Annotated in this window: 17 protein-coding genes; 7 read left to right on the forward strand and 10 right to left on the reverse strand. The window is 67.6% G+C overall.

Going from position 1 to position 19,969, the window contains the following annotated elements; genetic code table 11:
* Positions 1 to 14 precede the first annotated feature (14 nt).
* Positions 15 to 1,997 carry an acetyl/propionyl/methylcrotonyl-CoA carboxylase subunit alpha gene (locus BCL79_RS19355; protein ID WP_121044529.1) on the forward strand — a complete coding sequence of 661 codons (1,983 nt, stop codon included), beginning with the start codon at positions 15 to 17 and terminating at the stop codon, positions 1,995 to 1,997.
* Position 1,998: 1 nt separating this feature from the next.
* Here BCL79_RS19355 and BCL79_RS19360 read toward each other — a convergent pair whose 3' ends face one another.
* Positions 1,999 to 3,267 (reverse strand): putative peptide maturation dehydrogenase, encoded by a 1,269-nt coding sequence (locus tag BCL79_RS19360; protein ID WP_310793649.1) that lies wholly within the window; start codon positions 3,265 to 3,267, stop codon positions 1,999 to 2,001.
* 112 nt (positions 3,268 to 3,379) lie between these two features.
* Between BCL79_RS19360 and BCL79_RS19365 the strand changes: the two genes are divergently transcribed.
* A complete protein-coding gene (locus BCL79_RS19365) occupies positions 3,380 to 3,688 on the forward strand; it encodes an NHLP-related RiPP peptide (protein ID WP_070474300.1) in 309 nt (102 codons plus the stop codon).
* A gap of 10 nt (positions 3,689 to 3,698) precedes the next feature.
* On the opposite strand, the gene BCL79_RS19370 is transcribed toward BCL79_RS19365, so the two are convergent.
* The 4 genes from BCL79_RS19370 to aceB all read right to left on the reverse strand — a co-directional run bounded on the left by BCL79_RS19370 (position 3,699) and on the right by aceB (position 10,463).
* Positions 3,699 to 6,188, reverse strand: a complete 2,490-nt coding sequence (locus BCL79_RS19370; RefSeq protein ID WP_121044361.1) for a putative peptide modification system cyclase — start codon at positions 6,186 to 6,188, stop codon at positions 3,699 to 3,701.
* Positions 6,189 to 6,201: 13 nt separating this feature from the next.
* Positions 6,202 to 7,248: a GGDEF domain-containing protein gene (locus BCL79_RS19375; RefSeq protein ID WP_121044364.1), complete on the reverse strand. Its 1,047-nt coding sequence runs from the start codon at positions 7,246 to 7,248 to the stop codon at positions 6,202 to 6,204.
* 223 nt (positions 7,249 to 7,471) lie between these two features.
* A complete protein-coding gene (aceA, locus tag BCL79_RS19380) occupies positions 7,472 to 8,764 on the reverse strand; it encodes an isocitrate lyase (RefSeq protein WP_121044367.1) in 1,293 nt (430 codons plus the stop codon).
* 52 nt (positions 8,765 to 8,816) lie between these two features.
* Positions 8,817 to 10,463 carry a malate synthase A gene (gene aceB, locus BCL79_RS19385; RefSeq protein WP_121044370.1) on the reverse strand — a complete coding sequence of 549 codons (1,647 nt, stop codon included), beginning with the start codon at positions 10,461 to 10,463 and terminating at the stop codon, positions 8,817 to 8,819.
* A gap of 108 nt (positions 10,464 to 10,571) precedes the next feature.
* Between aceB and BCL79_RS19390 the strand changes: the two genes are divergently transcribed.
* Both BCL79_RS19390 and BCL79_RS19395 read left to right on the forward strand, forming a co-directional pair.
* Complete coding sequence (locus BCL79_RS19390; protein ID WP_121044373.1) at positions 10,572 to 11,537, forward strand: LysR family transcriptional regulator; 966 nt, start codon at positions 10,572 to 10,574, stop codon at positions 11,535 to 11,537.
* Between the two features lie 9 nt (positions 11,538 to 11,546).
* Entirely contained in the window at positions 11,547 to 12,449 is a 903-nt protein-coding gene (locus BCL79_RS19395) for a LysR substrate-binding domain-containing protein (RefSeq protein WP_121044376.1), read from the forward strand.
* Here the strand turns inward: BCL79_RS19395 and BCL79_RS19400 are convergent.
* Positions 12,439 to 13,713, reverse strand: coding sequence for an MFS transporter (locus tag BCL79_RS19400; RefSeq protein WP_121044379.1), 1,275 nt, complete (start codon positions 13,711 to 13,713; stop codon positions 12,439 to 12,441). The genes BCL79_RS19395 and BCL79_RS19400 overlap by 11 nt on opposite strands.
* A gap of 132 nt (positions 13,714 to 13,845) precedes the next feature.
* Entirely contained in the window at positions 13,846 to 14,478 is a 633-nt protein-coding gene (gene lepB / locus BCL79_RS19405; RefSeq protein ID WP_121044382.1) for a signal peptidase I, read from the reverse strand.
* A gap of 178 nt (positions 14,479 to 14,656) precedes the next feature.
* Between lepB and BCL79_RS19410 the strand changes: the two genes are divergently transcribed.
* Both BCL79_RS19410 and BCL79_RS19415 read left to right on the forward strand, forming a co-directional pair.
* On the forward strand, positions 14,657 to 15,073 hold the full coding sequence (locus BCL79_RS19410) for a hypothetical protein (RefSeq protein ID WP_121044385.1): 417 nt from the start codon (positions 14,657 to 14,659) through the stop codon (positions 15,071 to 15,073).
* Between the two features lie 3 nt (positions 15,074 to 15,076).
* A complete protein-coding gene (locus tag BCL79_RS19415) occupies positions 15,077 to 15,526 on the forward strand; it encodes a 3-dehydroquinate dehydratase (RefSeq protein WP_121044388.1) in 450 nt (149 codons plus the stop codon).
* A gap of 414 nt (positions 15,527 to 15,940) precedes the next feature.
* Here the strand turns inward: BCL79_RS19415 and dcp are convergent, their stop codons facing one another.
* The 3 genes from dcp to arfB form a co-directional block, all read right to left on the reverse strand.
* Entirely contained in the window at positions 15,941 to 18,097 is a 2,157-nt protein-coding gene (gene dcp / locus BCL79_RS19420) for a peptidyl-dipeptidase Dcp (RefSeq protein WP_121044391.1), read from the reverse strand.
* Between the two features lie 146 nt (positions 18,098 to 18,243).
* Complete coding sequence (locus BCL79_RS19425; RefSeq protein ID WP_226956705.1) at positions 18,244 to 18,804, reverse strand: lysophospholipid acyltransferase family protein; 561 nt, start codon at positions 18,802 to 18,804, stop codon at positions 18,244 to 18,246.
* A gap of 46 nt (positions 18,805 to 18,850) precedes the next feature.
* Positions 18,851 to 19,282, reverse strand: a complete 432-nt coding sequence (arfB, locus tag BCL79_RS19430; RefSeq protein ID WP_121044396.1) for an alternative ribosome rescue aminoacyl-tRNA hydrolase ArfB — start codon at positions 19,280 to 19,282, stop codon at positions 18,851 to 18,853.
* Between the two features lie 178 nt (positions 19,283 to 19,460).
* Here arfB and BCL79_RS19435 point away from each other — a divergent pair, with 178 nt between their 5' ends.
* Complete coding sequence (locus BCL79_RS19435; RefSeq protein WP_226956706.1) at positions 19,461 to 19,967, forward strand: DUF2059 domain-containing protein; 507 nt, start codon at positions 19,461 to 19,463, stop codon at positions 19,965 to 19,967.
* The last annotated feature ends 2 nt before the right edge of the window (positions 19,968 to 19,969 follow it).

Here is a 19,969-nt window from a genome sequence, read left to right on the forward strand (position 1 = left end):
GCAACGAGACCACCATGTTCACCAAGATCCTGATCGCCAACCGTGGCGAAATCGCCTGCCGCGTCATCGCTACCTGCCAGCGCCTTGGCATCGCCACCGTGGCGGTGTACTCCGACGCCGACCGCAACGCGCGCCACGTGCGCCTGGCCGACGAGGCCATCGCGATCGGCCCGGCGCCGGCGCGCGAGAGCTACCTGCGCGGCGATGCCATCCTGGAGGCCGCCCGCCGCACCGGCGCGCAGGCGATCCATCCCGGCTACGGCTTCCTCTCGGAGAATGCCGGTTTCGCGCAGGCCTGCGCCGAGGCCGGCATCGTGTTCATCGGCCCCTCTGCGGCGGCAATCCGCGCGATGGGCGACAAGAGCGCGGCCAAGGCGCTGATGCAGCAGGCCGGCGTGCCGCTGACCCCGGGCTACCACGGCGACGAGCAGATCCCCGAGTTCCTGCGCAAGCAGGCCGACAGCATCGGCTACCCGGTGTTGATCAAGGCCAGCGCCGGCGGCGGTGGCAAGGGCATGCGCCGCGTGGATGACAGCGCGACCTTCACCGAGGCGCTGGCCAGCTGCCAGCGTGAAGCGCAGTCCGCGTTCGGCAACGCACACGTGCTGGTCGAGAAGTATGTGGAGCGTCCGCGCCACATCGAGATCCAGGTGTTCGGCGACAGCCACGGCAACGTGGTGTACCTGTTCGAGCGCGACTGCTCGGTGCAGCGCCGCCATCAGAAGGTGCTCGAAGAAGCGCCTGCGCCCGGCATGACGCCCGAGCGCCGCGCCGCGATGGGCAAGGCGGCCGTCGATGCCGCGCGCGCGGTCAACTACGTCGGCGCGGGCACGGTGGAGTTCATCGCCGGCCCGGATGGCGATTTCTACTTCATGGAAATGAACACCCGCCTGCAGGTGGAGCACCCGGTCACCGAGTGCATCACCGGCACCGACCTGGTCGAGTGGCAGCTGCGCGTGGCCAGCGGTGAACCGCTGCCGCTGCAGCAGGATCAGCTGCAGATCCGCGGCCATGCACTGGAAGCCCGCCTGTACGCCGAAGACGCCGACCGCGGTTTCCTGCCCTCCACCGGCACCCTGCGCCACCTGCGCCTGCCGGCCAACACCGCGCACGTGCGCGTGGACGCCGGTGTCGAGCAGGGCGATGCGATCACCCCGTTCTACGACCCGATGATCGCCAAGCTGATCGTCTGGGATGTCGACCGCGACGCCGCGCTGCGCCGCATGCAGCAGGCGCTGGCCGAGTGCGAAGTGGTCGGCGTGACCACCAATGCCGCCTTCCTGCGCCGGCTGGTGATGACCGATTCGTTTACCCAGGCCAAGCTGGACACCGCGCTGATCGAGCGCGAGCAGGCCGCACTGGCCCCCAACGACGGCGACAGCGATCCGGCACTCTGGGCGCTGGCCGCGATTGCCGGCGTGGCCACCAGCGAAGCCGCCAGCCGTGATGCGCGTGACCCGCACTCGCCGTGGCAGGCCCAGGATGGCTGGCGCCTTGGTGCGGCCGCCGCACGCGCGCTGACGCTGGAGCACCGGGGTGCACAGCGCAGCGTGGCCGTGCAGGGCGCGGGCGGACAGTGGACCGTCCACATGGATGGCAACGCGCTGCAGGGCAGCGGCCGCCTGGCCGGTGATGCGCTGCGCGTGCAGATCGGCGAGCAGCTGCATCGCGCCACCGTCATCCGCGACGGCAATGCGCTGTACCTGTTCGGCAGCGAGGGCGTGCAGCGCTTCACCCTGCATGATCCGGTCAGCGAAGCGGACCAGTCCGTCGCCGATGCCGGCAGCCTGGTCGCGCCGATGCCGGGCCGTATCGTGGCCACACTCGTGTCACCGGGCACGGCGGTCAAACGCGGCGCGCCGCTGCTGGTGCTGGAAGCGATGAAGATGGAGCACACGCTGCAGGCACCGGCCGATGGCACCGTGCAGGGTTACCGGGTCAAAGCCGGGGATCAGGTGGGTGATGGGGCCGTGCTGGTGGATTTCGAGGCGGGGTGAGTCACCCGGTTGGCGGCTCGGCAGTGAGTACCGGCGTCCACACCTGGCCGCCGGGGTCGAACTCAGAGGTCGACATCTGCTGTGCCCGCCAGCCTACGCCACACACGGCGAGCGGGCTGAGCTGCATGGGATCCATGCCGAGCACCTGTTCGATATCCTGTTCGTTGATCGCGGCCGTAACAAAGGCCCCCAGGCCCTGTTCGGTCGCGCAGGTCAGCAGCAGCTGCGAGATGTGGCCAACATCCAGGATCACCGCGCGGTAGGCCTTGGGATGGTGGCGGTACTTCCAGTAGGTGCGCGCGAACCGGGGGGCCAGCACGATCAGCACCGGCGCATCGGCAAACCAGTGTTGGCCGGCGGTGAACAACACCGCCAGCTCTGCCATGGACCGCGCATCGGAAGGCAGGGCGGACACGCCGTGCGAGGCAGGATCGTAGTGATACAGACCCGCCTGGAGGCCCTCGACATGCTGCACCAGCAGATACGCTTCGGTGGGATGCAGGCCCCCGGCGGACGGTACGTTCTTTTTGAGAAACACCGCGTCTTCTTCGACCACCTGCCGTCCTGTTTCAGCCAGGGTGCGCTGCAGCAGTCGTGATAGCTCGGCCAGCGGCAGTGGCTGCGCCGTATCGAAGTTGCGGCAGGTGCTGCGCTCGCGCAGGCTGCGGTCGAACGCTTCCTCGGGCTGGCGTGGCAGGCGGCGAGGTTCTCCTGCGTGGGGAGCCAACGCGGGCGGTGGCGGCCCAAGGTGTGCACGCAGCCCCGCCGCTGTGTGCAGTCCCGCCGATTCCAGGGCTTTCACGCTGTCCTGGCCCTGCCAGCGGCCCTGCCAATGGAGCATCGCGGCAGGTCCCCACCACGGCACCTGCCGCAGCTGCGCTTCACGTTCAGCCAACGCGTCGCGATCTGCTCCCTGTGCCTGGACCAGCCCATGCGCCAGCAGGTAGCGCAGATCGCTGTCATCTTCCCCGGCGGGCCGTGGCTCCCATCGCTCCGGGTCGAGACGTCCCAGCAGCAGCACCTGTGACTCATTGAGCTCGACCGGCGCCGGCAGGTGTGGTGCCAGCGCCGTCCAGACACTGCGCAGGGTCATGCCCGTACCACCGGATACCAGCGCGCGCAGATCGAAGGAGGTCTGCTGTCGGGGCTCGAGGTAGAGGGTGCGGCATCGGCGCAGGTGGAGGGTATCGTGCATGGGCAGCCAGAAAGGGAAGCATCGCGTGTTCCAGTGTGTCGGCCGGGATCGCCAAAGATGAAGGCCGATGATCATCGGGCGACTCAAGCGCTTCACGCGCCGGCCGCTATCGATCGCGGCTGTAACGTCACACCCCGGCCTGCGCGTACGCCTCCTCCTTCCCTCCGCTATCTCCGAGACATCCCACATGACCAGCACTTCTCCGCCGCTTTCCTCCAACGATGCCGTACAGCTGCTGGATCTGCTCAGCAGCGACGATGCGTTCCGTACCCTGTTCCAGGCCGATCCCGCTGCCGCGCTGGCGACCATCAGCGCCGAGGCGGGCGCGGCATCGTGCGACTGCGAATCAGGCGGTCCGCTGGCCAGCAAGGAAGAATTCCAGGCCGCTCGCACGCGCCTGCTTGCCCACCTGACCGCCACCAGCTCCTTCAGCTTCCCGCACTGTTTCGTCAGCGGTGACATCGACTCACAACTGCAGCGCAAGCCGCAGCCCTGAGGTCTGGCGGTTACTGCAACGACGTCGCGTCCAGACGTCGTTGCGCGGCCCGGCTGTCATGGACATTCAGCGCCTGCAGGAGATAGGAACCGGCGTTTTCCGCGTAGGCCCTGCCGCGTTGTGTCGCCAGCCAGCGTTGCTCGGCGGCGGCAGCCACCTGGTCCCCGGCGGCCACCAGGCTGTCCTGCAGGGCGACGTGGACCTGGAACAACTCGCTGCCGTCGATGAGCGCGCGCAAGCGCTGCACCGATTGCGCAGCCCGGCCATCCACGCGATCCTGGTTGGCCACCAGCACCGCCACCATCTGCGTTCCACGCGGGTCATCCAGTGCCTTGGCAAGTCGCTGCAGATGCGGCAACTGGCGACGTGCCACGTCATAGAGCTCGGCGCGTTGCGCGAGATAGGCCGAGGCAGCGGCCATGTACAGCCACTCTCCCCGCTCGCCTGCCGCAGGATCGGCCGCCTGCGCGATCATGGTGGCGATAAGCTGCTCATATTCGTGTGCGCCGGCCTTTCGCACGGCAATGCTGGCCAGCGAAAGCGACTGCGCCTGGAACATTCCGCAGATCCGCGCGTTGTCACCGCAGTGGCGCAGCGCACCTGCATTGGCCCGCAGTGCCGCCGCCGGCTCGCCTGCGTCCAACGCGACGGCGGTGCCCTCCAGGTGCATGGCAAGATCATCCTCCCGAGCGGCGGCAAGCATGCGCTGGGCGCCCACCAGGTCGCCATGAGCGGCGAGCGCGGCGACCATGTGGCGGTTCACTGACCATTGACCGATCCGTGCGGATTGACGATAGCTGCGCAGTGCCGCATCGGCGTGATTCTGCGCCAGCTCGGCGCGACCGAGCGCCTGCAACGCCATGGCCTGCAACGGGTTCTGTGCGACAGCGGCCTTGCGTGCAGCCTGCTCGGACTCGCTATACCGCCCCACGCTCAGCATGGACCAGGCGTAGTTGGCATGGGCGCCGTGGTAATCGGGATAGAGATCGCCCAAGAGCTTCCACTTTTCGGCCGTGGCGAGTGTTCCGGCGCCGTTGAGATCGGCATCCCAGGCGTCCATGTACAGCCGATCCCGCCCTGACAAGCGACCGGCAGCGCGTTTTGCCGCGGCCAGCGATTGCCGGGCCCCTTCGGGATTGCCCCGGCCCCACTGGATGCGCAGCTGTGCCAGGTAGGCGAACGCGAAGTCCGGATCGAAACGCACCGCCTGCCCGAAAAACCGCTGCGCGTCGTCATAGCGTCCATCGCCGTATGCTTTGACGCCCATCGCGTAGGCATGCAGCGCATCCAGGCTGGCCGTCGCCACCTTGGGCAGGGGCATCGAGTCCCGCGAGATGTCATGCATGGCCTCGCCGAGCTCGGCGCGCATCTGAGCCACGACGTCATCGGTGGATCCCAGCAGGGATTCCATGCCGCGGCCATCGGCATGGTCGGACCACGCCGTATTGCCGGTGTTGGGATCGATCAGTTCCAGTGAAACACGCAGCCGCCCATGCACTTCGGCCACGGTGGGTACGATCACGGCTCTGGCACCCTCACGCAGCGCGACCTCGATCGCCGCGTCGCGGTCCAGCGCTCCACCTTCGCGACGCATCCGCTCCAGCGTTTCCTGCACCTTCATGTCGCTGAGCACATTGACGTAACGCGACTGCTCCAGAGAAATGCGGAACGCCTGTTGAAGGCTGTCGTCCAGCAGTGCATTGCCGGTCAGGTTATGAAGGTTGCCCAGTACCACCCAATCCCGTTCGCCGAAGGCAATGGCCGGCGTCGGGCGTAGAAAGGCCCAGGTGCCGAAGACCATGCCTGCCACCAGCGCCACCTCGGCCAGCAGTGTCATCGGCCGGCGCCACAGCGGCACGGCACGGCGGGCCTTGGGGCTGCCGCGTGGGGCACGCAGCGGCGCAAACTCCCGTTCACCCACTTCATGGATGTCCTGGCGACCGGGCATGCCCTTGAACCGCCAGCCGCCGTGCGATTTCCACACCAGTCGCTCGCCACGCTCCCCCAGCTCGCCCACCGCGCGATGGGTCAGCGATTCGGCCACGGCCGAGAGCAGGATCTGCCCGGGCCGGGCAAGGGCCATCAGGCGCGCGGCCATCGGCTTGGCCAGGCCCTCGACCTCCAGCGATTTGGCCCCAACCTTGATCGCCTCGGGGCTGTTTTCCCAGGTCAGCACTTCGCCGACGTGCAGGCCCGCGCGGGCGCGCAGCACGATGTCACGCTGCTTGCCGATCTCCATCAGGCCGCGCTGGTAATCCAGCGCAAAGCCGAGACCATCGATGGCGCGCTCGAACAACAGCAGCAGGCCATCGGAACGATCGATCAGGCGACCATTCCACTGTTGCTGCAACACCAGCACCAGCCGGTCATGCGCCTGGAACAGCTCGGCCGCCGCCGCATCGCCGATGCGCTCGACCAGGATCAACGAGTCGCACAGATCGGTGAACAGCAGCGCCCGCATCTGCGGGGCCTGGGTCGACGTTCCGTTGTCGCCGTTCATGCCGATCTCCCGATCAGGGTGTGGCGGTCGCTGATCGCGACCAGTGCAATCGGTTGCCGCCCAGCCGTTTGGCCTGGTACAGCGCATTGTCGGCGCGGGCGTACCACTCGCTCCAGTCGGTCTGCGGGTCGATCAGACAGACCCCGATGCTGACCGGGCACACATGCGGCACGCCATGCGCACGGCCGATCAGGCCATGCACCGCGCTGAGAATGAACTCGGCGGCGTGCTGCAGGCTGTCCTGGTCGGCGCTGCGCAGCAGCAGGCAGAATTCGTCGCCGCCCAGCCGGCAGGCCACGTCCGGCTCGGTGGCCACCGAGCGCAGGATGTTGGCCACGCTCTGCAGCACGCGGTCGCCGGCCTGGTGGCCGTGCACATCGTTGACCTGCTTGAACTGGTCGCAGTCGATCAGCAGCAGGCCCTGCGGCGCGCTGTTTTCCTGCGCACGGCAGTCCTGCAGGTAGAGCGCGAGGCCACGCCGGTTGTGCAGGCCGGTCAGCTCGTCGGTGCGCACCAGTTCGCGGGTGTGGGTGAGCTGGTGAGTGGTGACGTAGAGGTTGTCCAGCGCGGTTTCGAGATCGTGGTTGCGGCGGCGCAGCTGGCGGATCAACACCTGCTCGTTGCTCACCACCCGCATGATCGTGCGGCGCAGGAAGTAGGCCAGCAGACCAGGGTCGCGGTCGACCAGACGCTGGAAATCGTCGTGGTCCAGTTCCAGCACGATACTGTCCTCGACCGCACGCGCGCCGGCCGTGCGCTGGTGGTCGCCGATCAGCAGGCCCAGCTCGCCGAAGAATTCATTGGGACCGAGCGACTTCACGACGAGGTCTTCGCCGAAGTCCAGTTCGATGCAGCCGCTGACGATCACGTACATCGTGCTGCCGGCGTGGCCGCGATGGAACAGATGGGTGCCTGAGGGCAGCTTGCGTTGCCGGCCGAATTCGGAGAACAATGCGGACTCGCCGTTGCTCAGGATGGCGTGCACGATCTCAGCCATCGCCTTGCGGTCGATGTCTGGTTCCTGTTCGCACATGATCGCCGCCGCACCCTTGCCGGTCATTTCCGAACACCCGCTTTCCAGCGTCCCCCTGGTGAGCGAAGGAGGATAGCACTCCTCAAAACTGTGCGCCCTATCCCATTTCCGACTTTTACCCACCAAGATCGTGAAAACACGCGCGTTCTACCGCGTGTGACGATGTGAAGAGCCGGGTCCGGAGACGACACAGGGCGGCAGGTCCCCCGACCGGCCGCCCTGATGGCCTTCCCTGGCCGCCCTTGCCGGGTCAGGCCGCGCGTTCGGCGTTGAACTGCTCTTCCTCGGTGGACCCGGTCAGGGCGGTGGTCGAGGACTGGCCCTGCTGGATCGCCTGGGTCACCGCGTCGAAGTAGCCGGTGCCGACCTCACGCTGGTGCTTGACCGCGGTGAAGCCCCGGTCGGCCGCGGCGAACTCGGCCTCCTGCAGCTCCACGAAGGCGCTCATCTGGCGGCGGGCATAGCCGTGGGCCAGGTTGAACATCGAGTAGTTCAGGGCGTGGAAGCCGGCCAGGGTGATGAACTGGAACTTGTAGCCGTATTTGGCGATCTCCTTCTGGAAGGTCGCGATGGTGGCGTCGTCCAGGTTCTTCTTCCAGTTGAAGCTGGGCGAGCAGTTGTAGGCCAGCAGCTTGCCCGGGAATTTGGCGTGGATCGCTTCGGCGAACTTGCGCGCGAACTCCAGGTCCGGCTTGCCGGTCTCGCACCAGATCAGGTCCGCATAGGGCGCATAGGCCAGGCCGCGGCTGATCGCCTGCTCCAGGCCGTTGCGGGTCTTGTAGAAGCCTTCCACGGTGCGCTCGCCGGTGGTGAACGGCTGGTCGTTGCCATCCACATCGCTGGTCAGCAGGTCGGCGGCCTCGGCATCGGTACGCGCCACCAGCAGGGTCGGCACGCCCATCACGTCGGCGGCCAGGCGGGCGGCGTTGAGCTTTTCGATCGCCTCGCGGGTCGGCACCAGCACCTTGCCGCCCATGTGCCCGCACTTCTTCACCGAGGCCAGCTGATCCTCGAAGTGCACGCCCGCCGCGCCGGCCTCGATCATCGCCTTCATCAGTTCGAAGGCGTTGAGCACGCCGCCGAAACCGGCTTCGGCATCGGCCACGATCGGCTGCAGGAAGTCGATGTCATCCTTGCCTTCGGCATGGTGCAGCTGATCGGCGCGCAGCAGGGTGTTGTTGATGCGCTTGACCACCGCCGGCACCGAATCGGCCGGGTACAGCGACTGGTCCGGGTACATCTGGCCGGCCAGGTTGGCATCGGCGGCGACCTGCCAGCCAGACAGGTAGATCGCGTTCAGGCCGGCCTTGACCTGCTGCATGGCCTGGTTGCCGGTCAGCGCGCCCAGCGCGTTGACGAAGTCCTTTTCCTGCAGGTACGTCCACAGCTTCTCCGCGCCCAGCCGCGCCAGCGAGTGCTCCACGTGCACGGTGCCACGCAGGCGCACCACATCGGCGGCGGTGTAGTTGCGGGTGATCCCGGCCCAGCGCGGGTCGGTGTTCCAAGCGTGCTGGATCTGTTCGGCGGTCTGCAGGGTGCTCATGTCGAATCTCCAAAGGGAACGGATGCGGTAACAGCAGGTGGATGGATGGCGGTCAGTCGAGACGGTCGTAGGCGGGCAGGGTCAGGAAGTCGGTGAGCTCCTCGCAGCGGCTGAGCGCGGCCAGCAGCGCGATGGACTCGGGGATGTGGGCGCTGCCCGGCAGCGCGGTGGTGTCACCCAGCCTCGCAGGCAGCTGGGCCAGGGTGGCGTCGAGCAGGGCCAGGTCGATGGCGGTGCCGTCGTCCAGGTGCTGGCCGGGGGTATGCAGCCACTGCCACAGCTGGCTGCGGCTGATCTCGGCGGTGGCCGCGTCCTCCATCAGGTGGTGGATCGGCACGCAGCCGTTGCCGTCCAGCCAGGCGGCCAGGTAGCGCACGCAGACCTCCACGTTGCCCTCGAAACCGGCGCGGGTAATGGTGCCGGTGGGCGCGGCGATCAGGTCATCGCGGGCCACCTGCACATCGTTGCGCAGCACGCGGTGCTGGTTCGGCCCGGGCATGTGTTCGTCGAAGATCGCCTGCGCGACCGGGATCAGCGCGGGGTGGGCGACCCAGGTGCCGTCATGGCCGGCGGTGACTTCGCGCAGCTTGTCCGCCCGCACCCGCGCCATCGCCTGCTCGTTGGCGGCCGCGTCGTGGTTGATCGGAATCTGCGCGGCCATGCCGCCCATCGCATGTGCGCCGCGGCGGTGGCAGGTGCGGATCAGCAGCTCCGAATAGGCCTTCAGGAACGGCTGGGTCATCGTCACCTGGCCGCGCTCGGGCAGCACCTTGTCGGCGTGGCGGCGGAAGGTCTTGATGTAGGAAAAAATGTAATCCCAGCGGCCACAGTTCAGGCCGACGATGCGATCGCGCAGCGCATGCAGGATCTCGTCCATCTCGAACACCGCCGGCAGCGTTTCGATCAGCACGGTGACCTTGATCTGCCCATGCGGCAGGCCGAGCATGCCCTCGATGTGCGACAGCGCGGTCTCCCACAGCGCGGCCTCTTCCATGCTCTGCAGCTTGGGCAGGTAGAAGTACGGGCCACGCTGCCTGCACATCAGCGTGCGGGCATTGTGGAAGGCGAAGACCGCCGCATCGAACAGGCCACCGGCGATCGGCTGGCCGTCGATACGCACGTGCTTCTCATCCAGGTGCCAGCCACGCGGACGCACGATCAGGACAGCCTGCTCGTTGAACGGACGCAGCGTGTACTGCTTGCCCGGCTTCCCATCCACGGACGGGCCGGTGTAGGTCAGATCGCCGCGCACCGCGCCGATCAGCGCCTGCTGGCCGGCCAGCAGGTTGCGCCAGGCCGGGGCGGTGGAATCCTCGAAGTCGGCCATGAACACCTTGGCGCCGGAGTTCAGCGCGTTGATGACCATCTTCGGGTCGGTCGGGCCGGTGATCTCCACCCGGCGGTCCTGCAGCGCCTCCGGCAGCGGGGCGACGTGCCAGTCGCCGGCGCGGATCTCCGCGGTATCGGCACGGAAGTCCGGCAGGCCGCCGCCATCGAAGAAGGCCTGGCGGGCCACCCGTGCCTCCAGCCGGCGCTGGCGCTCCGGCTCCACCGCCCGGTGCAGCGACACCAGCAGCGCCAGTACCCCCGCCGGCAGCAGCGCGGACTGGCCGGCCAGCTGGGTGGTGAGGGCAATGCCGGGGGTGGCCGGTGCATCGGCGGGGGTGGGCTGGGCGGTGGCGTAAGCGACGGCGGACATGGCGGGCTCCTGCGGTGCGGTTGAACTCCACCGTGCGCCGGCATGCCAATATTTGACAAAGCAGTTATTGCAATGGCTTACATAAGGTGTGCTTATACTCATGACGCCATGACCACGCCGCGCACGCCAAGTCCCCGGTTTTCCTACAAATCCGATCGGCTCAAGCCGCTGCGGGCGTTCTGCCAGACGGTCCGCCTGGGCTCAGTCTCACGGGCAGCTGAGGCTTTGTTCGTCAGCCAGCCGGCCATCAGCCAGCAGTTGCAGGCCCTGGAGCGCGAACTCGGGGTCAATCTGTTCGAGCGCAGCGGGCGACGCCTGGTGCCCAGCCGTGAAGGCCAACTGCTGTATGAGATGGCGCTGCCGCTGGTGGAGAACCTGGACGGGTTGGAGGCCAGCTTCCGCGACAAGGTGAAGGGGCTGGACGCGGGCGAGCTCAACATCGCGGCCAACAGCTCGACCATCCTGTACCTGCTGCCGCGCATCGTGGAGCGCTTCCGCCAGCGCCACCCGGATGTCCGCCTGACCCTGCACAACGCGATCAGCGCCGACGGTACCGACCTGCTGCGCAGCGATGCGGCGGACCTGGCGGTGGGCTCGATGACCGACGTGCCGGCCGACCTCAGCTACGCCCCGGCCTACCGCTTCGAGCAGGTGCTGATCGCCCCGCCCGATCATCCGCTGGCGCATGGCGAACTGAGCCTGGAGGCGATCTCGCAGTACCCGCTGGTGCTGCCGCCCAAACGCCAGATCACCTACCGGCTGGTGGACCAGGTCTTCCAACGGCATCGACTGCCCTACACCGTGGCGCTGGAAGTAGGCGGCTGGGAAGTGATCAAGCAGTACGTGGCGATGGGCATGGGCATCTCCATTGTGCCGGCGCTCTGCCTCCACGATGCCGACCGCGAGAAGCTGGTGACGCGCTCGATGAGTGCGTGGTTCCCGGAGCGCAGTTATGGGGTGATCGTGCGGCGCGGGCGGTTTCTGTCACCGCAGGCGCGGGCGTTCATCGAGCTGATCCAGCCGGATCTGTTCAGTCCGCGCAGCTATGATGAAAGTGGTCATTCCGAGCGCTGACACACGCCCATGTCCATCGAACTCCGCCACCTGCGCTACTTCCTGGCCGTCGCCGAGACGCTGCACTTCGGCCGCGCGGCCGAGCGGCTGGGGATGTCGCAGCCGCCGCTCAGCCAGCAGATCCGTCAGCTGGAAACGCTGCTCGGCGCGCGGTTGTTCCTGCGCGCGAACCGTCGCGTGGAACTCACCGATGCCGGGCGCGTGCTGCAGGAACAGGCGCGCGAGGTGCTGGCCCGGGTGGAGACCGCGATCGATCTGACCCAGCGCGCGCAGCGCGGGGAAACCGGCGAGCTGCGCATCGGGCTGACCCGGGCCACGCCACTGTCCACGCAGATTCCGCGCGCGATCTTCGCTTACCGCCAGCAGTTCCCGCAGGTGCAGTTGAAGCTGCGCGAGATGAACACCCTGCAGCAGATAGATGCGCTGATGGCCGGCGAACTGGATGTCGGGTTGATCCGCAAACGTGCCCTGCCCGCGCCGCTGATGTCACGCAAACTGTTCAGTGATCCGCTGGCGCTGGTGGTGCACGGCCAGCATCCGCTGGTGCGTGAGCTGCCCGCCGATGCGGCGGTGGCGCTGCGGCTGTTCGCGCATGAGCCGTTCGTCGGGTTCCTGCGCGAGGTCGGCGCGGGCATCCACGATCACTTCATCGCGTTGTGCCGGGGCGCCGGCTTCACGCCGCGCATCGTGCAGGAAGCCGGGGAAGCCTCGACGTTGATCAGCCTGGCGGCCTCAGGGTTGGGGGTAACGGTGCTACCCGCCTCGTGCAGCCATATCCAGGTGGACGGCGCGCGCTTCGTCGCACTCAGCGATCGTGCCGCCAGTTCGGAAGTGCACGTGGCCTGCCGGCGTGGTGCGGCGTCGCCGTTGATCGAGCACTTCACCCGGCTGCTGCAGGGGGTCAGCGGCTGAGCGCGAGCGCGGTGGTGGCCGGTTGCACGCGCTGGCCCAGACGCCAGGCGATCACGCCACCGGCCACGGTCAGTACCCCCACGAAACCGCACACGCCCAGCCAGTCCCAATGGGTGTAGAACACGCCGCCAAGCACCCCGGCCACGCTGGAGCCCAGGTAGTAGGCGAACAGATAGAGGGCGGATGCTTCGGCGCGCATCGCACCGGCGCGGCTGCCTACCCAGCTGCTGGCCACCGAGTGGCCGCCGAAGAAGCCGAACGTCACCAGCGCGATGCCGGCCGCCATGCAGCCCAGCCACGGCATCGCGAGCAGCACGATGCCCAGCGCGATCAGTCCGTAGCAGATCGCCAGCACGCGGCTGCGGCCATGGCGATTGGCCTGCTGCCCCATCCACGCCGAGCTGAAGGTGCCGACCAGGTACACGCTGAAGATCAGGCCAACCACGGTCTGGCTGAGGCCATACGGCGGCGCCAGCAGGTGGAAGCCGAGATAGTTGTAGAGGGTGACGAACACGCCCATCAGCACGAACGCGGTGGCGAACAACCACGGCAACCCGGGATCGCCGAACAGCCTGCGCCAGCGCGAAGGCAGTTCGCGCAGTCCCCCGCGACGGCTCTGGAAGTGGCGTGACGGCGGCAGCTGGATCCATAGCAGCACGGTACTGAGCAGCGCGATCAACGAGACCACGCCAATGCCCCAGCGCCAGCCCCAATGGTCGGCCACGATGCCCGCGATGAGACGGCCGCTCATGCCGCCGATCGCGTTGCCGCCGATGTACAGGCCCATCGCCAGGCCCAGCGCGCGGCTGTCCATTTCCTCGGCGAGGTAGGTCATGCCCACCGCCGGGACGCCACTGAGCGCGATGCCGAGCAGCGTGCGCAACACCAGCAGCGTGGTCCAGTCATCCACCATCGCGGTGGCGACGGACAACACGCTGGAGGCCAGGAGCGCGGCGACCATCACGCTGCGGCGCCCGATGCGGTCGGAGATCAATCCCGCGATCAGCATCGAGACCGCCAGCAGACCGGTGGTCAGCGACAGGGTCAGCGCACTGTTGGCTGCGGAGACACCGAAGTGGCGACTGAATTCGGGCAGCAGCGGCTGCACCGTGTAGAGCAGCCCGAAGGTGGAGAAGCCGGCCAGGAACAGCGCGGCCGCCGTGCGCCGGAAGGCCGGGGTGCCCTGCTGGATCTGGTCCCCGGCCGGCGCTGCGGTGGTGGTCGGGGGGCTGCGGTCGGGGACCGCTGCGGTGTCGCCATTCATGCCGGTAAGGCCCGCGTAGACGGGCCGGAGCGAGGAGTCAGCGCTCAGGATAGGCAGCGTCGGTAGGTCGATCCATAACCTGATAGGTCTGAATCGAGATGTTGCAGATATCGATTCAGATCGCGGGCGCGGTTACAGCGCCTGCCAGGTCAGGCCTTCGCCGCGCCGGTAGTAGACATGCGAGGCCTTGCCGTACAGCGCGCTGGCCTGGACCAGGCCGAAGAAACGTCCGTCGGCACTGTTGCCGCGGTGGTCGCCGAGCATCAGCACCTCGCCCGTCGGGACGGTCAGCCCAGTGATGTCCGGTCCACCCCCTTGGCCCAGATCCAGCTGGGCCAGATGCTGGCCGAAGTCTTCGATCTCACCGACCCCGGCCTGGGCCAGCGGATGGCCGTTGATGCTCAGGTGACCGTCGTGCAGCTCGACCCGATCCCCGCCGACCGCCGCGATGCGCTTGATCAGCCGGGTGCCGTCCTGCGGTGAATCGAACACCGCCACGTCACCGCGCTGTGGCTGACCGGTGTGCAGCAGCTCCACCGAGGTGAACGGCAGGCGCACGCCGTAGGCACGCATGTCCACCACCACCCGGTCACCCGGCATCAGCGTGTGCTGCATCGAGCCGCTGGGCACCTGGTAGTGATTGGCCAGGGTGTCGCGCGCCGCAGCGAGCAGGCCGAGCATGACCAGCAGCGGCAGGGCTTCTTTCTTGAGCCAGCGCAGCAGGCGGTGGTCGGCGGGGGCAGAGGCGGCGGCGGGGGTGTCCATACGGGCGCTCCAGGGAGTGTGTGGCTGTGACCGGACGGGCGGCGGGCAAGTTCCCTGGCCGGGTCCGAAAAAGCTACGCAGTGTTTACGCCGGGCCGGCGTGGTCGGCATCGCGGTTTTACGGGGCGCGGCTGCATCGTGGCGACACCGCGCCGAAGGGCGCTTCGAAGAGACGTTCCATGACCATCCTGCTGATCCGGCATACACCGTCGAACGCCGTGCCGGACGCGTCGCCGCTGCCGCTGCCGGCGCGGGTCGCCGGGCACCGCCTAGCCTGCCGCGACTGCGACTCCCTGCCGGCCCTGGTGCGCTGCCTGCAGCGTGCCCAGCGCAGCCGCCCGGCGCTGGTCCTGATCGCCACCGCGGCGGTCGATGCGCCGCAGTGGGCCCGTTATGGCCAGGCGCTGCGGACCGCGCTGGAGGACCTGCCGGCGCCCTACATCGAGATGGCCAGCAACGACGATGACGCGCTGGACGAGCACCTGCATCCGCAGCATGCCCCGGCCGCGCGGGTCGTCTGCAGCAGCGGGCGCCAGGATGCGTGTCGCCTGTCGTTGGCGATCGCCGCCCATCGCCTGCAGGCCGTGGAGGGCTGAGCCATGTCGATCTTCATCATCCGGGGGCCGGAAGCGGCCGGGCAGCTGATCCGTACCGCGCAGCCGCTGCCTGCGCTGGTCCTGAAATCGTTGGTGCACCGCGCGATCGATGCGGGCACCACGGTGGCGATCCGGGCGTGTGGCTCGGAGCAGGAGCTGCTGGATGCGCTGCGCGTGGCCGATCACAGCCGCGGCGAAGTCACCCTGCTCGATCCGGGTGCGTGTGTGGCCAGCGCGCGCCTGCAGCGCCTGCTGCCGCATCTGCACAACGCCTATGTGGAAGTGCATGACGACGATGCGCGCGCCCCGGAGGCGTGCCTGCCGGCGGAGGTGGGCCAGCGCATCGGCGTGGCGCGTGGGTACTGCGCACAGAGTTACATGCACGCGCTGGAGATCGCGCTGGATCACCTGGGACGCAGTGAGATCGCCGAGGGCGTGCACGTGGGGACCTGAGGGGTGAGGGCAGCACGCCTCTGGCGGAGGCCGGGTCGGGCGCTGGGCCACGATGCCCTTGCCGGCGAATGTCCTCCGGCGTCGGCCGGCGGCCGCCCCCTCCCCCTTTATTTCGCCCACAAGGACATCGCGACCCACGTATCCAGAGGATTGGCACCCACAGAAAAGCCGGGTTTTCCGTCAGCGTACTGCGAGCCAGCCCCGTAGCGGCTGGTAGGCGCCTGGGCAAAATCAAGGAAGAGGCCGCCGCCCTCAGGCGGCGGCCGGGGGACATTTGCCGAGGGGCCTGCCGGTCGGGCGTAACGCTCGCGGCAGAAGAAAAAAAACGGCAGGGTTTCCCCTGCCGTTTCAATATCATCGCGCACTGGTGGCAAGCGTACCGACCAACGGTCGGTACCTACCGGGATGCCGCGATTATTTCAGGCCACGATTGACCAGCAGCGGTTCCACCGACGGATCCTTGCCGCGGAACTCGCGGTACAGATCGGCCAGCTCCACGCTGTTGCCGCGCGAGAGGATCTTGTCGCGGAAGACCTGGCCGTTCTCCGGGGTCAGGCCGCCGTTCTCCTTGAACCACTCGAAGGCGTCATGGTCGAGCACTTCGGCCCAGAAGTAGGCGTAGTAACCGGACGAATAACCGCCCCCCCAGATGTGGTCGAAGTAGCTGGTGCGGTAGCGCGGCGGCACCTGCGGCAGGTCGACCTTGAACCTCTTCAGCGCGGCCGCTTCAAACGGCGCGACGTCCTGCAGCTTGGCGTCGGCCGGCTGGGTGTGCCAGGCCAGGTCGAGCAGGGCGGCCGAGAGGTACTCGGTGGTCGCATAGCCCTGGTTGAAGGTGCGGGCCTTGAGGATCTTGTCGACCAGCGCCTGCGGCATCGGCTCGCCGGTCTTGTAGTTCTTGGCGTAGTTGGCGAAGACCTTCGGGTCCAGCGCCCAGTGCTCGTTGAACTGCGAGGGGAACTCGACGAAATCGCGCGAGGTGCTGGTACCGGCGATGGACGGGTACTTCACCTTCGAGAACATGCCGTGCAGCGCATGGCCGAACTCATGGAACATCGTGGTCACATCATCGAAGCTCAGCAGCGCGGGCTGGCCGGCGGCGGGCTTGGTGAAGTTGCACACGTTGTAGACCACCGGCTTGGCACCGGTCAGGCCGTCCTGTTCGACGAACACATCCATCCAGGCGCCGCCGGACTTGCTGTCACGCTTGAAGTAATCGGTGTAGAACAGGGCCAGCGAGGTGCCGTCCTTGTCGAACACTTCGTAGACCTTCATGTCCTGGTGGTAGGTGGGGATGTCGGTACGCGGCTTGAAGGTGATGCCGTACAGCTGCGTGGCGGCGTAGAAGACGCCGTTCTGCAGCACGTTGTCCATCTCGAAGTACGGCTTGATCTGCGATTCGTCCAGGTCGTACTGCGCCTTGCGCACCTGTTCGGCGTAGAAGTCCCAATCGGAGGCAGCGAGCTTGAAACCGCCCTTCTGCGCGTCGATCACCTTCTGCATTTCGCTGATCTCGCCACGCGCCTTGGCGGTCGCGGCCGGCACGGTGTCGGTCAGCAGCTTGAGCGCGGCGGCCGGGGTCTTGGCCATCTGGTCGGCCAGGCTGTAGGCGGCGTAGTTCTCGAAGCCGAGCAGCTTGGCCTTCTGCGCGTGCAGCTGGGCCAGGCGCTGGATGGTCTCGCGGGTGTCGTTGGCGTCGCCCTTTTCAGCACGGGTCTCCGACGCCTTGAGCACGGCGGCGCGTTGCTCGCGGTCGCTCAGCGAGCCGAGCACCGGTTGCTGCGTGGTGTTCTGCAGCGGCAGCAGGTACTTGCCATCGAGGTTGCGGGCCTTGGCATCGGCGGCGGCGGTGTTGATCGCATCCTCATCCAGGCCGGCCAGCTTGGCCTTGTCATCGACGACCACGGCACCGGCGGCGGTCGCGGCGACCAGGCGGGTGTGGAACTGCGTGGCCAGCGTGGTTTCTTCCACGTTGAGCTTGCGCAGCGAGGCCTTGTCGGCATCGTTCAACTGCGCGCCGGCACGCACGAACTCCTGGTAATCACGCTCAACCAGGCGCTTCTGCACCGGGTCCAGGCCCAGCGCATCGCGCTGGTCGTAGATGGTCTTGATGCGGGCGAACAGCTTCGGGTCGAGGTTGATCTCGTCCTGGTGCTCGGCCAGCTTCGGGGCGACTTCTTCCTGCACCTTCTGGCGTGCATCGTTGGTGTCGGCCTGGACCAGGCCGAAGAAGATGCGCGACACGCGGGTCAGGGTCTCGCCGCTGCGCTCCAGCGCTTCGATGGTGTTGTCGAAGGTGGCCGGCTCGGGGTTGTCGGCGATCTTGCGGACTTCGGCCAGGTGCTGCTTCATGCCTTCGTTGAAGGCCGGCAGGTAGTCACTGTCCTTGATCTTGTCGAACGGCGGCGCCTGGAACGGCAGCGTGCTGGCGCTCAACAGCGGGTTGGCGGACGCATCGGCCGGCTGCTGGGTCGGGGCGGGCTGGGTATCGGTCACGGGGGTGGACTCCTTGCCGGAACAGGCCGCCAGCGCCAGGCTGATGGCAGCGGCCAAAACTACGGTACGCGACATGAAACGGGCTCCTTGGATGAGGGCGCGGGACGTGAAATCCCGCAGCCGATCACCCTACTCCCAAAGCCCGCAGGCGGCATGTGCCGGTCGTGGCGCGTGGCTGTGCGGGCCGTGGGGGCTACCCGGTCCGGCCCGCCCGGCGGCGCTCAGACGGTGCCGCGGGTCTTGCCCTGCCAGGGGCGGTAGTACGCGCGGATCGCGGCCATGTCGGCCGCGTCGTTGCCGGTGGGATGGAACAACGGGCCGATGCCGATGGTCTTTTCCGGGTAGTGGAAGTACGCGGCCAGCACCGGCACATCGGCCATGCGCGCGATCTTGAGGAAGCCGGCCTTCCAGTGCTGCACTGCCTTGCGCGTGCCCTCCGGGGTGATCGCGTACCACAGGCGGTCCGAGCCACGGATCAGGCTGACTGCCTGCTCCACGGTGCCCTGCGGTGAGCTGCGGTCCAGCGGGATGACGCCGAGCTTGCGCAGCAGCGGCCCCAGTGGCCACCAGAACAGCGAGGCCTTGCCCAGCACCTTGACCTGCATGCCCAGCGCGATCTTCGCCGCCATGCCCCAGAAGCCGTCCCAGTTGGACGAATGCGGCGCGATGATGAACACCACTTTGGGCACATCGGGCAGGGTGCCGGTCACTTTCCAGCCGCCCAGGCGCAGCGTGCAGCGGGCCAGCCAGCGGAGGAAGCGGTTCGGTTTGACCTGCGGCATGTTCGGCGGAACCACCGGCAACAACGGACTTCGGTTGTTCAAGCAATCACTCCCAATTGCGTGTGGTGCGCCCGCGCTTGATCTGCGCGCGCCCCTTTTTGGCGTCCAGACGACGCAGTTTCGACCCGTAGGTCGGCTTGGTGGCCACGCGTGCCTTGGGCACGCTCAGCCCCGCCTGGATGAAGGCGGCCAGTCGATCGCGCGCGTCCTCGCGGTTACGGTCCTGGGTACGGAAACGCTGTGCATCGATGACCAGCACGCCTTCGCCGGTCATGCGCCGGTCGCGGCGGGCCAGCAGGCGCGCGCGCAACGGCTCGGGCAACGAAGGCGAGCCGGCCACGTCGAAGCGCAGCTCGACGGCGGTGGAGACCTTGTTGACGTTCTGGCCACCGGCGCCGCTGGCGCGCACGAACCGCTCGACGAGTTCCGTATCCGGAATCGTCAGGTGCGCGCTGATGGTGACTGGCCCGTTGCCCATGGGCGGCATTGTAAGGGGAGGACCGCCGGCCGGGTGACTGCAACGTGCGTGGATGTCGCCGATAACGTCCTCAATTACGGTCTGATGACGCCATCGCAGGTATTCTCCGGTTTCCCGCAACGCAGGATGCTCCGCAATGTTCCCGATCCGCCCGATGGCCCGCCGTGGCCTGATCCGCATGACATTCGCCCTGGCGCTGGGCCTGGGCGCGATCGCGCCGGCCATCGCCGCGCCGCCGTCGGATGCCGACATCAACCGCCTGCTGGCCGCCTCGCGCGCGCAGAGCATGCTCGATACGATGCTGCCGCAGATCGAGGCGATGCAGCGCCAGCAGTTCCAGCAGGTGGCGCAGCAGCGTCAGCTGGATGCGACGCAGCAGGCGCAGTTGCAGCGGATCGAGCAACGGACCAGCCAGACGGTGCGCCAGGCGCTGTCCTGGAAGGAGCTGCGGCCGATGTATGTGGATCTGTACAAGCAGACCTTCAGCAAGGAAGACGTGCTGGCGATGGCGGAGTTCTATGAGAGCTCGGCGGGGCAGAGCCTGTTGGACAAGACGCCGGCGCTGATGCAGAACGTGATGGTGGCGATCCAGGCCAAGATGCAGCCGCTGTTCGTGGATCTGCAGAAGGACCTGGAGGCGATCGTGAACGAGCCGGCGCCTGCGGCCGCACCGGCGAAGAAGTAATC

It is taken from the genome of Stenotrophomonas rhizophila, assembly GCF_003651185.1.
Taxonomy (GTDB): Bacteria; Pseudomonadota; Gammaproteobacteria; order Xanthomonadales; family Xanthomonadaceae; genus Stenotrophomonas; species Stenotrophomonas maltophilia_Z.

What these genes read in the sequence shown, in the direction of transcription:
- BCL79_RS19355 (WP_121044529.1), top strand. Translation starts at nt 15, where the DNA reads ATGTTCACCAAGATCCTGATCGCCAACCGTGGCGAAATCGCCTGCCGC.
- BCL79_RS19360 (WP_310793649.1), bottom strand. Translation starts at nt 3,267, where the DNA reads ATGATCATCGGCCTTCATCTTTGGCGATCCCGGCCGACACACTGGAAC.
- BCL79_RS19365 (WP_070474300.1), top strand. Translation starts at nt 3,380, where the DNA reads ATGACCAGCACTTCTCCGCCGCTTTCCTCCAACGATGCCGTACAGCTG.
- BCL79_RS19370 (WP_121044361.1), bottom strand. Translation starts at nt 6,188, where the DNA reads ATGAACGGCGACAACGGAACGTCGACCCAGGCCCCGCAGATGCGGGCG.
- BCL79_RS19375 (WP_121044364.1), bottom strand. Translation starts at nt 7,248, where the DNA reads ATGACCGGCAAGGGTGCGGCGGCGATCATGTGCGAACAGGAACCAGAC.
- aceA (WP_121044367.1), bottom strand. Translation starts at nt 8,764, where the DNA reads ATGAGCACCCTGCAGACCGCCGAACAGATCCAGCACGCTTGGAACACC.
- aceB (WP_121044370.1), bottom strand. Translation starts at nt 10,463, where the DNA reads ATGTCCGCCGTCGCTTACGCCACCGCCCAGCCCACCCCCGCCGATGCA.
- BCL79_RS19390 (WP_121044373.1), top strand. Translation starts at nt 10,572, where the DNA reads ATGACCACGCCGCGCACGCCAAGTCCCCGGTTTTCCTACAAATCCGAT.
- BCL79_RS19395 (WP_121044376.1), top strand. Translation starts at nt 11,547, where the DNA reads ATGTCCATCGAACTCCGCCACCTGCGCTACTTCCTGGCCGTCGCCGAG.
- BCL79_RS19400 (WP_121044379.1), bottom strand. Translation starts at nt 13,713, where the DNA reads ATGAATGGCGACACCGCAGCGGTCCCCGACCGCAGCCCCCCGACCACC.
- lepB (WP_121044382.1), bottom strand. Translation starts at nt 14,478, where the DNA reads ATGGACACCCCCGCCGCCGCCTCTGCCCCCGCCGACCACCGCCTGCTG.
- BCL79_RS19410 (WP_121044385.1), top strand. Translation starts at nt 14,657, where the DNA reads ATGACCATCCTGCTGATCCGGCATACACCGTCGAACGCCGTGCCGGAC.
- BCL79_RS19415 (WP_121044388.1), top strand. Translation starts at nt 15,077, where the DNA reads ATGTCGATCTTCATCATCCGGGGGCCGGAAGCGGCCGGGCAGCTGATC.
- dcp (WP_121044391.1), bottom strand. Translation starts at nt 18,097, where the DNA reads ATGTCGCGTACCGTAGTTTTGGCCGCTGCCATCAGCCTGGCGCTGGCG.
- BCL79_RS19425 (WP_226956705.1), bottom strand. Translation starts at nt 18,804, where the DNA reads ATGCCGCAGGTCAAACCGAACCGCTTCCTCCGCTGGCTGGCCCGCTGC.
- arfB (WP_121044396.1), bottom strand. Translation starts at nt 19,282, where the DNA reads ATGGGCAACGGGCCAGTCACCATCAGCGCGCACCTGACGATTCCGGAT.
- BCL79_RS19435 (WP_226956706.1), top strand. Translation starts at nt 19,461, where the DNA reads ATGACATTCGCCCTGGCGCTGGGCCTGGGCGCGATCGCGCCGGCCATC.